The organism is Mesobacillus persicus, from assembly GCF_900109925.1.
In the GTDB taxonomy this organism is placed as follows: domain Bacteria; phylum Bacillota; class Bacilli; order Bacillales; family Cytobacillaceae; genus Mesobacillus_B; species Mesobacillus_B persicus.
Genome location: NZ_FOBW01000016.1, coordinates 32,664 through 45,914 on the forward strand (window position 1 = coordinate 32,664; position 13,251 = coordinate 45,914).

At 40.4% G+C, this 13,251-nt stretch carries 12 protein-coding genes and 1 pseudogene; 6 read left to right on the top strand and 7 right to left on the bottom strand.

Annotated elements, in window-relative coordinates:
• Window positions 1-34 precede the first annotated feature (34 nt).
• Window positions 35-871: a transporter substrate-binding domain-containing protein gene (locus BMX30_RS18775; RefSeq protein ID WP_425283780.1), complete on the bottom strand. Its 837-nt coding sequence runs from the start codon at window positions 869-871 to the stop codon at window positions 35-37.
• A gap of 281 nt (window positions 872-1,152) precedes the next feature.
• On the opposite strand from BMX30_RS18775, the gene BMX30_RS18780 reads away from it, so the two are divergent.
• From BMX30_RS18780 to BMX30_RS18800, 5 genes are all read left to right on the top strand, one after another.
• Window positions 1,153-1,812, top strand: a complete 660-nt coding sequence (locus BMX30_RS18780; protein ID WP_170843939.1) for an SIMPL domain-containing protein — start codon at window positions 1,153-1,155, stop codon at window positions 1,810-1,812.
• 258 nt (window positions 1,813-2,070) lie between these two features.
• Window positions 2,071-2,964: a haloalkane dehalogenase gene (locus BMX30_RS18785; RefSeq protein WP_090749196.1), complete on the top strand. Its 894-nt coding sequence runs from the start codon at window positions 2,071-2,073 to the stop codon at window positions 2,962-2,964.
• Window positions 2,965-3,170: 206 nt separating this feature from the next.
• On the top strand, window positions 3,171-4,532 hold the full coding sequence (locus BMX30_RS18790; RefSeq protein ID WP_090749198.1) for a cytochrome ubiquinol oxidase subunit I: 1,362 nt from the start codon (window positions 3,171-3,173) through the stop codon (window positions 4,530-4,532).
• Window positions 4,533-4,544: 12 nt separating this feature from the next.
• Complete coding sequence (locus tag BMX30_RS18795; RefSeq protein ID WP_090749200.1) at window positions 4,545-5,597, top strand: cytochrome d ubiquinol oxidase subunit II; 1,053 nt, start codon at window positions 4,545-4,547, stop codon at window positions 5,595-5,597.
• A gap of 203 nt (window positions 5,598-5,800) precedes the next feature.
• Window positions 5,801-6,085, top strand: coding sequence for an ArsR/SmtB family transcription factor (locus BMX30_RS18800; RefSeq protein ID WP_425283781.1), 285 nt, complete (start codon window positions 5,801-5,803; stop codon window positions 6,083-6,085).
• On the opposite strand, the gene BMX30_RS18805 is transcribed toward BMX30_RS18800, so the two are convergent.
• Window positions 6,082-7,008 carry a cation diffusion facilitator family transporter gene (locus tag BMX30_RS18805; protein WP_244532658.1) on the bottom strand — a complete coding sequence of 309 codons (927 nt, stop codon included), beginning with the start codon at window positions 7,006-7,008 and terminating at the stop codon, window positions 6,082-6,084. The two genes, BMX30_RS18800 and BMX30_RS18805, sit on opposite strands and share 4 nt — an antisense overlap.
• Window positions 7,009-7,169: 161 nt before the next feature.
• Window positions 7,170-7,391, bottom strand: coding sequence for a YdbC family protein (locus BMX30_RS18810; protein WP_090749206.1), 222 nt, complete (start codon window positions 7,389-7,391; stop codon window positions 7,170-7,172).
• Window positions 7,392-7,563: 172 nt separating this feature from the next.
• Between BMX30_RS18810 and BMX30_RS18815 the strand changes: the two genes are divergently transcribed.
• Window positions 7,564-8,331: a DUF3891 family protein gene (locus BMX30_RS18815; protein ID WP_090749208.1), complete on the top strand. Its 768-nt coding sequence runs from the start codon at window positions 7,564-7,566 to the stop codon at window positions 8,329-8,331.
• A 58-nt stretch (window positions 8,332-8,389) separates the two neighbouring features.
• On the opposite strand, the gene BMX30_RS18820 is transcribed toward BMX30_RS18815, so the two are convergent.
• The 4 genes and pseudogenes from BMX30_RS18820 to BMX30_RS18835 all read right to left on the bottom strand — a co-directional run bounded on the left by BMX30_RS18820 (window position 8,390) and on the right by BMX30_RS18835 (window position 13,204).
• Window positions 8,390-9,277 (bottom strand): LysM peptidoglycan-binding domain-containing protein, encoded by an 888-nt coding sequence (locus BMX30_RS18820; protein ID WP_090749210.1) that lies wholly within the window; start codon window positions 9,275-9,277, stop codon window positions 8,390-8,392.
• Window positions 9,278-9,434: 157 nt separating this feature from the next.
• Window positions 9,435-10,859: a sigma-54 interaction domain-containing protein gene (locus BMX30_RS18825; RefSeq protein ID WP_090749212.1), complete on the bottom strand. Its 1,425-nt coding sequence runs from the start codon at window positions 10,857-10,859 to the stop codon at window positions 9,435-9,437.
• Between the two features lie 157 nt (window positions 10,860-11,016).
• Window positions 11,017-12,299 (bottom strand): annotated as a pseudogene (locus tag BMX30_RS18830) (GntP family permease).
• 128 nt (window positions 12,300-12,427) lie between these two features.
• Window positions 12,428-13,204, bottom strand: a complete 777-nt coding sequence (locus BMX30_RS18835) for a 3-hydroxybutyrate dehydrogenase (RefSeq protein WP_090749214.1) — start codon at window positions 13,202-13,204, stop codon at window positions 12,428-12,430.
• Window positions 13,205-13,251 lie beyond the last annotated feature (47 nt).

A 13,251-nucleotide genomic window follows, 5' to 3' on the forward strand; every position in this document is an offset into this window, starting at 1 on the left:
CAAAACTTGCTACACTTTTTTTAATCAGAGGTTCTTATTTCTCTGTGCCGAATGGGCGCTCCCCAAACCACTTCTCGTAAATGTCATCATACGTACCATCTTCTTTGAATTTAGCAAGTGCCTCATTGAATGGTCCGACAAGCTCAGAGCCTTGTTTAAAAGCAATTCCATATTGCTGTGCCTCAACAATGTCACCGACTGTTTTCAAGCTACCTTCTGACTTTTCATTGGCGTAATATAATGCATTCGGAGAATCATAGACAACCGCGTCAATTCGACCACTGCGTAGCTCCATATATGCTTCAACAATTCCTTCAAAAGGAGTGACTTCCGCATCTGGATAATTTTCTACTAAATAATCATAGCTCGTAGATCCTGTTCTTGTTGCCACTTTCTTTCCAGAAAGGTCATCCATTTTGGTAATTTCTTCATTGTCTGTCTCTACCACGGTTATAAGACCCGCATCATAGTATGGATCGGAGAAATCAATCTTTTCCTTCCGTTCATCGGTAATCGTAATTCCGGCAATTCCAATTTCAAAACGGCCTGTCTCCATACCTGCAATTAGTCCACTAAACTCCAAGGTTTCAAATTCAATTTCAACCCCAGATTCATCCGCAAGAGCTTGAATTAATTCAATATCAAACCCTTCCATTTCACCGGTATCAGGATTTTGGAATTCAAACGGAACAAAGTTACTATCTGTTGCAACCGTATAAACTTGCTTCTCTTCCGAATCATTCGAAGCCCCTTCCGAAGTATCGCCTGAAGTTTCTTCACTACCCCCACATGCTGCCATAAGTAGAACAGCAAAACCTAACATAATTGAAAATAAAAAGCCTTTTTTCAAAGTGCACTCCCCCTTTGTCATTAATTAATTATTACAAAGATTACAAGAATGATAAACTTCGATATTTACGCTATATTCAGAATAATGTAGCAAATACTCCCCTTAGGCTTCTTCACTTCTAATATCCTTACAATTCCTAACAATCCCTAGAGAATCCTTCACCCCATCGACAGAACCCTACAAATACCACCCAATTTCTGGATGGTGCCTGGCACCTAGGGGGGGATTTCAATAAATGGTATTATCTTACTAAAAACCTATAAATATATGGTATGGAAATCTATTTGAATGGAGGCAATTTGATGTATTATCCTCCTGCGCGGAATACAAATAATGATGAAAATCGAAGGATAACAGTTTATGGGAATAGTAGGCTTACGGTAAAGCCGAGTATAGCAGAGGTTCAATTAGGTGTGGAAGTTCGGAACAATGAGGTAAACGCTGCTCAACAAGAGAATTCACAGAGAATTCAACAGGTAATCCAAAGTTTAGTCAGATTAGGGATCCCCCAGGATCAGATTCAAACCGTCGATTATCAGATTTATCCTCAGTATGATTATGTGGACGGGGAACAGCAATTTCGAGGGTACCAGGTGACCCATATGCTAATGGTGAAAAGTGAAAACATCAATCAAGTAGGGTTATTGATTGATACAGCAGTTCAAAATGGCGCGAATCGGATATCATCCATTCGATTTACGGTTAAAAACTTAGATGCCTATTATCAACAAGCGTTAAAACTGGCATTAGAGAATTCAGTTTTGAAGGCTCAAACCCTTGCGAAGGTGATGAATGTTTCCCTAGATCCAATACCCGTAGAAATTTTAGAACAAACAACAACCCCTCCACCGATTCCCTATCAAGCTATGGCTGAAACAGGTTTAGTTGCTGGAGTTACAACCCCTATAGAACCTGGGCAGATAGAAGTTGAATCCAAGCTAGAAACGAAGTTCAAGTATTAAGCAAAACACGTCGGAGAGAAACGTGAGAGAACCGTATATTACTATACGGGCCTTACTATTGGAATTTTACCATTATAATCAACTTGTTTTCCCTTAAGATCCTTAAATGACGCCGCTCAGCAAAATTAACATTCTAGGGCCAAACAAATAAAATTAGCATAGATGTCGTTTTTCAATTTTAAAAAAGAAGGGGAACGAAAAATACAGAGAGAATAATAGGACTAGTTAAGCATTTTATTATATTTGGAGGGAAAAAACATGCCCATTATTCGGACCCCTGAAGAGCGTTTTGCCAATCTACCAGGATACCCTTTTAAACCAAAATATCTAAACGTAAATGATGCACGAGTCCATTATGTTGACGAAGGAGATGGCGAGGTAATCCTTTGCTTGCATGGTGAGCCCACTTGGTCTTATTTATATCGTCATATGATCCCTCCCCTATCTGAGCGTTTCAGGGTGATTGCCCCTGATTTTATCGGCTTTGGTCGTTCAGACAAATACACCGAACAAAACGAGTATTCATTTGACATGCATATGAATACACTTAAAGTTTTCATTGAATCTTTAGACCTTGAGCGGATAACTCTAGTCGTTCAAGATTGGGGTGGCCTGATTGGACTGGGAGTGCTTGCTGATCTACCCGATCGATTTTCGAGATTGGTGATCATGAATACTGGGCTCCCTACTGGCGAAACTGCGCCAACGAAAGGATTTTTAACTTGGCGAAAGTATGCGGAGCGGACAACGGACCTGCCCATTGGGAAAATTATTCAGCGTAGTGCTGCCCCTGGAAATCAACTTGCTGAGGATATTATTGCGGCGTATGAGGCTCCATTTCCAACAGAAGAATATAAAGCTGGTGCACAGGTTTGGCCACTCCTTGTTCCGATCAACATCGACGACCCAGGTGCAGCCCAAATGAGAAAATCAAAGGAAGTTCTTATGAACTGGGAGAAACCAGCACTCGTGGCATTTTCCGATTCTGACCCTATTACTAAGGGTGGCGACCGGTTCTTCAGAAAAATCATTCCTTCCGCGGCCAAAGAACCTGAGGTGATCATTGAAAGAGCCGGCCATTTTCTTCAAGAAGAGAAAGGAGCCGAAATTGCTCAAAAGATTATAGAATTTTCGTTGCGGAACCCTATTTAACCATATAGGTCACATTGGTTCCGAGTTTTTCAAAACCTAATATTGATCCATGAGGGGCAAGCCATTTGGCTTGGCCCCTTTTCATTTTATTTAGAAAGAACTGGTCCTAAATCATTTTTTAGATTGATAAAAAAAGAAATACACATATTCCTACCATCACCGGAAATTATATGAAAGGAAAAGTTTGCCGAAAGGACGTAACGATTATGGATGATTTGCTTATTGCTCGCTCACTATTTGGTACAACGATGGCCTTTCATATCATTTTTGCCACGATTGGCGTTGGGCTGCCATTGATGATTTTAATTGCTGAACTGATGTATCAGAAAACAAAGGACTTAGAATATGTGGTCATGGCAAAGCGATGGACAAAAGCCTTTGCTGTTTTACTAGGTGTTGGAATTCCGACCGGGACTATTGCCGGGGTACAGTTATCCTTGCTTTGGCCGGGATTTATGGAAGTAATTGGTCGAGTGATGCCGCTACCGTTTCAAATTGAAATTTATGCTTTTTTTGTTGAGGCTTTATTTATGTCCATTTATGTTTATGCGGCAGAACGAATTGCCCCATGGATGAGAATTGCCAGCTTGATATTGGTCGCACTGGGGGCACTGGCCTCTGCAGTTTTAATAACAAATGTCCATGCGTTTCAGGGAACACCTGCAGGTTTTCGGTACGAGAATGGACAATTTGTCGATATTGATCCTTGGGCTGCCTTCTTCAACCCAAGCTTTTTCGTGACTGCCACTCATGTAGCTTTGTCTGCTTATGTTACAGGAGCGTTTATCGTTGCGTCTGTTGCCGCTTTTAAAATGCTAAGGAATGAATACGGCTCACGAATATACCATTTTCACCAAAAAGCGTTAATGATTAGTCTTGTGGTCGGCGGGATTGCGTCGTTCTTGACAGCGACCAATGGTCATACCGCTGCTCAATATTTGCATCAATATCAACCTGAAAAACTAGCAGCTGCGGAAGGTTTATTTGAAACCCAGTCACATGCCCCGCTTGCGATCGGTGGATTTACGGACCGCGAAACCGAGACAGTAAAATGGGGAATTGAAATTCCTTGGGCCTTAAGCTTTCTAGCCGGAAACAGCTTCGACACCGTGGTTGTTGGGTTGAATGATTTTCCCGAGGAATGGTGGCCGCCTTTGTTTGTCCATACATTATTTAATGCAATGGTATTGATTGGCTCACTTTTGATTTTCATTGCGATAGCTGGTCTCGCTTGGAAGAAGTTTTTGAAAAAAGACCGTTTTCCGAAATGGTTCCTTTGGATCCTTGTCACATCTGGACCATTGGCGATTATAGCGATTGAAAGTGGTTGGATTTTAGCTTGTTCTGGTCGACAGCCTTGGGTGATTTACCGCTTTTTATCCACCGCCCAGGCGGCAACGACAGCCACCGACTTAGGCATCCTCTTTATTTTATTTGCAGGGGTGTATGTCATCCTAGGTACTGCTGTTGTTTTGGTTTTACTATATTTCTTTAGAAAAAATACGGTCATGGACGACATCGATCGGGCTGAGAAAAAGAATGTTCCGTTATTCAGTACAAATTCATAGGGGGACTAGCAGATGACGGATGCACTGATTGCAATTACCGTACTTTGGGGATTTGTGTTTATATATGCTGTAATGGCAACAATGGATTTTGGCGCTGGGTTTTGGTCGATGATTTACATCAACCGTGAAAAAACAAAGGCTACGAATATCGCCAACCGCTACCTATCACCGACATGGGAAGTAACGAATACCTTTATTGTCGCATTAGTGGTCGCGGTCTACAGCCTATTCCCGACCGCTGCTTATACACTTGGAACCATTTTACTCATTCCTGGGAGCATGATTTTGCTGTTGTTAGCATTAAGAAGTGCCTTTCTGGTCTTTTCAAATATTGCATCAGAGTATCGAAAACCTCTGACCTATATTTCTGGAGTGACTGGGATTATCATACCCGGCTTACTGATTAGCGTACTCCCTATTACACATGGAGAATATCTTAATTATGAAACTGGGAACGCACAATTGGATTTACAGCAGGTATTCACTAGTCCTAATGTTTATACGTTTATCGTCTTTGGCATTAGCAGCACTCTTTTCCTTTCTTCTTTATTATTAGCGGATTATTCGAAGGTTTCGAATGAAATGGAAGCTTACAAGGTCTACCTCCGGGATGCAAAGATTGCTGGACCTATTTCCTTGATTATGGCTTTTTGTATTATGTTGACCCTTCAACGTGAAGCGTTATGGTTATACAACAAAATGATGGAAGACCTTCCCCTGTTATGGGTTTCAGTCGTGTTTTTCTTGCTAGGAGGAGTTGGCTTATTTGCACCTTCGTTTTTTGAAAAAGGGGTTCGGGGGATGCCTAGACTGGCTGTTATTGCGGTAACAGTTCAATATTTAATTGCAAGTTATGTTTATGGAAAAGCACACTTACCTTATATCGTTTATCCAAGTGTCACGATTGATTCGGCTTTTACGGATCCAAATTCCTTTAGAGCTGTATTCATTACTTATATCGTCGGCTTCGCCATCCTCTTCCCGGGATTCATTTACTTTTGGAGCTTGTTTATGCATGACAAACGCTACCTCCAACAAAAAAATCCACAAGAAGGCGCAAGATGAAATGATATGGAAAAACATTGGAAGGTGCCTGGCACCTTCCAATGTTTTTCCACTAAAGTTTTTCCACCAAGGTTTTCCTCAACAATAAAAAACCAATAAAAAAATCGTGAGAATGAGGTTCTCACGATTTTTATTTATGCCGAAGAGAGATATAATCTTAGGAAAGGAGGCTGATGGTTTTGAATAAGAAAGATTACCAAGTGATGGACGAGGAAACCTTATTTATTGTTTCGCAAACCTTTAAAGCTCTATCTGACCCAACTCGATTAAGAATTCTCCATCTCTTGTTTCAAGGAGAACATTCGGTAAACGAAATTGTTGAACGTTTGTCCCTGCTACAATCGACTGTTTCACACCAGTTGAGGTTTTTAAAGAACCTCCGCTTGGTCAAATTTAGAAAAGAAGGGACAACTGTCTTCTATAGTTGTGATGACGAACATGTCAAAAGTATTTTAAAGCAGAGCATTGACCATGCGAATCATCATTAATTACAAGTCCCATGCTTGCTAGGGCAGCCCACTTCCTCTGACTCCACTTGAATGGTACTATGGTCGATGCCAAATTGATCATGAAGGATGTCTTGGGCGTGATGGAGCACGTCGTCATGACCACCATTTTCTGAAATCGACAGGTGGCAACTAAGCATCGGGACTCCTGAGGTAATCGACCAAAGGTGTAAATCATGGACCGAACGAACTTCAGAAATAGCCAATAATGCAGACTTTATCTCATCTACTTTTAAATGTCCTGGAGTTCCTTCCATTAAGACATGGATAGATTCCTTTGTCACCCTCCAACCGCTTAGGAGGATGAGGGCAGCAACAACAACACTTGCAATTGGATCGGCAATCCCCCAACCAAAAAAGTATATTAGCAAGGCCGCTGCAATCGCACCAACTGAGCCAAGCATATCCCCTAGCACGTGAAGAAACGCACTTCTTACATTTAAATTATCTTCCTTATCGCCACCCATCAAAAGCCAAGCAGCTAATATATTGACAAGTAAACCAATGATCGCGATGGTTAGCATCCCCAAGCTCTGTACTTCTGGAGGATTCATGAATCGTTGAAAAGCTTCATAGAAAATGTAAAGCGAAATTAAGATTAAGGTCGCTCCATTAATAGAAGCTGCAATAATTTCAAACCGCTTATAGCCATAGGTCTTATTCGCGGTTGCATCCTTCTCCCCTAGTTTTATAGCAAATAAACTTAGCCCAAGTGCGGCTGCATCACTTAACATGTGGCCAGCATCCGATAGTAACGCTAAGCTATTGGTCATTAACCCACCGATGAATTCAACGACCATATATGTTGCGATTAATACAAATGCCCAGAATAAAGCTTTTTTATTATTTGTATGATGATGGTGTCCGTGCCCATGATCATGTCCATGAGAGTGCCCGTGTCCCACAACTAACTCCCCCTTTTTAAAATATGAATATATGCTCATATATACATTATGTATCGTTTTATAGAAATGTTCAATATATTTCTATTCTATACTTTTGTGCTTCCCTGTAAAAAAAGCCCTCAAACTCTGAACATAGTTTAAAGGCTGTAACTTATTTGTATTTATAAGCTCATTCCATTGAGAAGGTCTTTTAGCTCACGCATTTCTTCCTTGGAAAGTGTAATCCCTTTGCCCATTTTTTCATGAGATTCATCCCAATCGCGGATATCATACTTGGGAGCCCGTTCGTTCCAACTGATTAGATTTACTTCCTTTTTCCACCCTTTTGCTCCTTCAGAAATAACCCCAATTGATTCAATGATTTCATATTTAATCCCAGCCATTTAACTAATTCCTCCTCTTCAAAAAAACCATGTAGCTTGCCTTTTTAAGATACCACGGGAAATACTATTAGTATGAGGTCTTTTAATGAGAATTATCGTATTTTATAGGAAGAATGATAATAATCCTAAAAGAGTATGATTAATTAACTGAAATAGGAAGGAATTATAAAAGATGATTATCGTTGAGCAACAACAAAGCTATCTGATGGTGACCCAACATGATCATGCACAGGTGTCAGGGGAGTTCGCACGAAATTGGAAAGAGGAGTACTTTCCCGGGATCGAGAGAAAACAGGATGTGGAACTTGCCGTGTTTGAGCATGATTGTGGTTGGTTGAATGTAGATGCACAACCTAAATGGAACAATGAAAAAAATCGGCCCTTCTCTTTCGTCGATTATCCGATTGATTCTAAAATTTCCTTGTACACAAAGGGAATTTCTGAAGTAGCTGAACAGAATAGCTATGCAGGTCTTTTATGTAGCTTACATTATGCGTCGTTTCTTCAAGGTGGCAGCGCCCCTGCTGGTGTTGTTTTTTGGAACAAAGAAAACAAAAGGCAACAACAGCTGTATGTAGAGCTTGGCATTGCGGGAGATCCAGACAAAGAGAAGAAGCTGATGGATCATCTAGAAATTCTAAAATTCTGTGATAACCTCAGCTTATATGTATGCTTAAATGAACCTGGGGTAAGAAAATCACATGAACATCCGTTTTTTCGCAATGGATTTCCTCAATCTTTCCCTTTTGCCAATCACATGCCGATTCATGCCCACTGGAAAGATCAAGAAACGGTGAAACTCTCAGTAAGTCCTTTTGAAGAGATTGTTGAAGTGAAATTAGCCTATAAAGAGGTAAAAAAAGACCGGATTAAAAGGTCCGGCTTAGTTGAGGCATATCGTGAAGCGCCCATGTGTCAAAGGAGATTGGAAATCAAATAAAAAATGCAAAAGAGTATTCGTGTTTAATTTGGGAATTGATATATTTTTTACCGGCCTTTTAAGGAAATCTAATCAATTCCAAAAATTGAACAACGTCACCATCACGATCGATTTGGACGGTCAATTGATTTCCATCGAGTTGATAGGTCAGTTTTTCACAAGTGGCCGTCTCATAACAAGTTACTTCCTCTAGCGAATCTGGATGCCCATACATTTCGATTATTTTCTTCTTCCCACGAGGAATGTCATCAATTAGAAGAAATTCAGGATAGATTTGAAGCTGTTCGACTAGGCCCGTTTTCATATTGAACTGAACACGAACACCTGCCCCCTCGTTCTGATAATAAAGGGAAAGTGTGTTCATTTGCTCTTCGGAGAAGTTCGGTACACCAAATTGATCAATGAGATTGTTATAGGTGTTACCGATCGTAACCTCTTTAATGTTCAGTGGCATTGGGTTCATAAAATAGGCATCTGTTATCCCTGCATTCTTGATTAAGGTTAGTTGTTTCTCGGCGTTTTCCTTTTTCGAATAAGCACCCGCTTGGATCCGATAATACGTTTGGTCCTTGATGACCCTATTTACAACAACTGCGTCGATTCCTTTCTTTTTTAACAACACAACTCGCTTATCTGCATTTTTTTTACTACTAAAGGAGCCTGCCATGACGATATATAACGGTTCAGAAAGAGTTGTACTAGGTACAAGAAGCTCTTGCCCAACGTAAATGGTATGGCTGCTAAACTTATTTATTTCTTTCAACTCTTCAACAGTGGTACCATACTTTTTGGCAAGGCTATATAAAGTATCCCCTTTTTTTATCACAACATGGTTTTCCTCAGCCTGAACATACGATTCTGCGTGAAAACTTCCTCCAAACGATAAGACTCCCCCAATTAACATTGTGCTGACAATTATCTGCATGAACTGTTTAAATTTTTTCATGCTTCACCACCCCCGGTGTTATAGGGTACGCGCGCTTTAGGAAAAAACTCCCAATTAGAGAAGCCCGAATTTTAACGTTGATTGGTTTTGTTAAAGGAGGGGAAATAATTAACTTCAAAAGGCACCATCCAGAATCTGGATGGTGCCTTTCACTAGGCTATAGCTGATATAGCTTACATTTTTCGTAAAAGCTGGTTTTCCCGATTCCGAGCAGTTTGGCGGCTTCTAGTTTATTTCCGTTGGTGAGGAGCAAGGTATTTTGAAGGGCCAGTTTCTCTGCCTGGGCTAATGTTTCTTTTAAGGTTAGCACGGGTGTACTCGCAGCCTGGTTAAGTGGATTCTCAGGAGATGCTGGTACATGTACTTCAGGCTGAAAATTCACCACTTCTTGATCTCTTAAATATAACGGAAGGTGTGCAAGTTCTACCTTATTTCCATCAAGTAAATTGATGGCTCTTTCCAATACATTTTCAAGCTCACGAACATTGCCTGGCCATGAATGTTGGTGGAAGCGGTTTAATACCTCTGTTGATAACTCTATCCCTGTACGATAGAATCTCTTTCCTAACTTCATCAACAGTTCATTAGAAATGCTTTCGATGTCCTCTTTTCTTTCTCTCAGTGCAGGGATTTCGATATGGATCACATTTAACCGATAATATAGGTCCTGACGGAAACTTCCTTCCTCCACCATTTTCTCTAAATCACGATTCGTTGCGGCAATCACACGCAAGTCCACACGGATGTTCTTCTGTCCCCCGACAGGATGAATCTCTTTTTCCTGTAACGCCCTCAACAGCTTGCTTTGCATAAAAAGGGGCATTTCGCCAATTTCATCTAGAAAAACGGTCCCATTATTGGCTACTTCAAAAAGGCCCTTTTTCCCACCTTTTTTCGATCCTGTAAACGCTCCATCCGCATATCCAAATAATTCAGATTCAAATAATTCCTCAGGAATAGCCGCACAGTTAATCGGCACAAATTGGTGATTCCGCCGCAAACTGCTATTATGAATCGCATGCGCAAATAATTCTTTCCCTGTCCCAGATTCACCCGTTAACAAAACGGAGGAATCGCTTACAGAAATCCTTTCAGCAAAAGCCTTTACGCCTCGAAAGTTCCGACTATTTCCGGTTAAGTCCTTGAAACTATATTTACTTTTTAATTCTTTTTCTGCCTTTGTTTTATAAAAATTAAGCTCTTCTACTAAACTTTGAATTTTATGGTTATAATGCATTAAATTTTCCGGATTAGGAAACATAACTGTCCCCATTGCCCCCACTAATTCCCCGTCAATAAAAATCGGATAGCGATTGGCAATCATTACACTACCATTGATCGGTTGGATTTCTTCGATTTCCTCTTTCCCCGTTTTAGCGACAATGTGCATGCGTGAGTTTTCTATTATATCCGGTGCTAGTTGCCCAATCGCCTTTTCTGCGGTGGTTCCTAAAAACTCACAATAATCTGAGTCAATATAAACGATAACCCCATGGCGGTCTACGATTACTAATCTTTCGATTGATAACCGGATAATTTCCTCAAGCCAGGTTTGTGGAATGTTCTTCATTGTTGTACTCATTGCTGTCCCCTTGTTATAAAGTTCCTTTTATTATACTAAACATTTTAACACTGGGCATGTTGTTAATTTTACCACCACTGAGCTAAATGAAAAGAATCCTACTATTAGAATAGGATTCTTTTCTTTCAGTATTAACTGCCTTTTAAAATGTAGGTTTTTAATAAATCCCCATCGCTGCTAACACAATGGCTACTGCTGTTGCAATAATCGGGATGATAATCGCTACAACTGCAATATCTTTATAGCTGTCTTTATGTGTCATCCCTGTAATTGTTAGCAAGGTTAGGACAGCCCCATTGTGTGGCAATACATCCAATCCACCTGACGATAAGGAAGCAATTCGGTGGAAAGCTTCTGGAGAAATGCCTGTGCTTAAAGATAGTTCATAGTATTTTGATCCTAAAGCCTCGAGTGCAATTCCCATTCCCCCTGATGCAGAACCTGTCGCACCTGCTAGTAAATTGATGGCAACTGCTTCAGAAATAAGTGGGTTACCTGGAATGCCCATTAACATTTCCGTTAGTTTCTTGAAACCAGGTACTGCTTGTACAACTGTACCAAAACCTACAGCCGCACTTGTATTAATAATGCTGTAATTGAACCTGCAGCACCCGCATTAATCGATTTGACGAAACCTTTAATTTTAGTGATATTAAGAATAAGAATTAAAAGAATTCCAGCTAAAAGGGCAATAACGATGTCCCACTCTAAAACATTTAACGTAATTAGAACCGTTAATAATGGCAGAATGGATAAAAAAACATTAGGAGCAGAACCCTCTACCTTAAGAATGGAATTATCCTTAGGTTCAACATAGTTTTCTCCCTTTGCCGACATTTGCTTTTGACGCCAAATCAGATAATAATAGCCACCGATTCCCATAATAAGGGCAGAAACAATCCCCATGATTGGGGCTGCCATCGCATCCGTCTGGAAATAAGGGATCGGGATTAGGTTTTGAATTTGCGGTGTACCTGGTAAAGCCGTCATCGTGAAGGTAAAAGCACCTAGAGCGATGGTTGCAGGTAATAACTTTCTGCTAATATTCGCTTCACGGAATAAAGATAATGCCAGCGGATAAACCGCAAATACCACGACAAACAAGCTAATTCCACCATATGTTAGTACAGCCGATGATAATAATACCCCTAAAATTGCTCGTTTTGTCCCCATTAGTTTCGATAAGGAAACCGCAATTGAGCGCGCCATCCCCGTGTCTTCCATTAGCTTTCCAAAGATCGCGCTCAGCATAAACACTGGGAACCATTTTTTAGCAAACCCTACAAACCCGCTCATGTAGGTATTCGTATAAGCATCTAATAAATCTAAACCACCAGTTAGCGCCACTACTCCAGCTGCGATCGGCGCAACCCAGATAATGGACCAGCCCATGAAAGCAAGCACCATTAGTACGATAAGACCGAGAATAATTCCTAACAAACAAACCCCTCCACGTAATCTAGATGACTCGGTAATGAATAAAAACTAGAATTCTAAGGTTTGTCATTACCGAGGTAGTCTCTTATTTAAAATCCGCGTTATAAAAAAACTCGTTTTTCAAACTTGTATTACTGCGCTGTATATCCGCCATCAAGGACCACTGCTTGCCCGGTGATTCCTTTTGCTTTATCACTTGCTAGGAAAAGTGCATAATCAGCAATTTCCTGGACGTCTAATAAGCGTTTTTGTGGTACCAATGGGTACAATACTTCTTCTTTTACAGTTTCAACTGGGACGTTGCGAGTTTTCGCAAGGTCTTCGAACTGTCCGCGTACAAGTGGCGTATCCACATACCCTGGGCAAATCGCATTTACAGTAATGTCATACTCCGCTGCTTCTAAAGCGGCCACTTTTGTTAACCCAATTACACCATGTTTGGCGCTGTTATAAGCGGCTTTTCCAGCGAACCCAATTAACCCGTTAATCGATGCCATATTAAGAATTCGACCAAAGCCTTGCTTTTTCATAATTGGAAGTGCATGCTTGATGGCGATGAATGGAGCAATTTGCATAACCCTAATCATAAACTCGAATTTATCTGTTGGAAACTCTTCGATTGGTGAAACATGTTGTAGCCCAGCATTATTAAATAGAACATCTAGTCTCCCATACTTTTCAACCGTTGCATCAATGGCATTCTTAATATCTTCTTCTTTTGTAACGTCTACTTTTAATCCTAAACAGTCAAATCCTTCATTTCGTAGATTCTCAGTTGCTTCGTTTAATTTTTGCTCATTGATATCAGTAAAAACAACCTTAGCTCCGTTATTTAAAAATTCAACACCAATTTGAAAGCCAATCCCACTTGCCGCACCTGTAATAAACACAACTTTGTTTTCTACCATTTTCTATTCCTCCAATATAATAAGTAATTTTAATCTTCTTTTAAAAG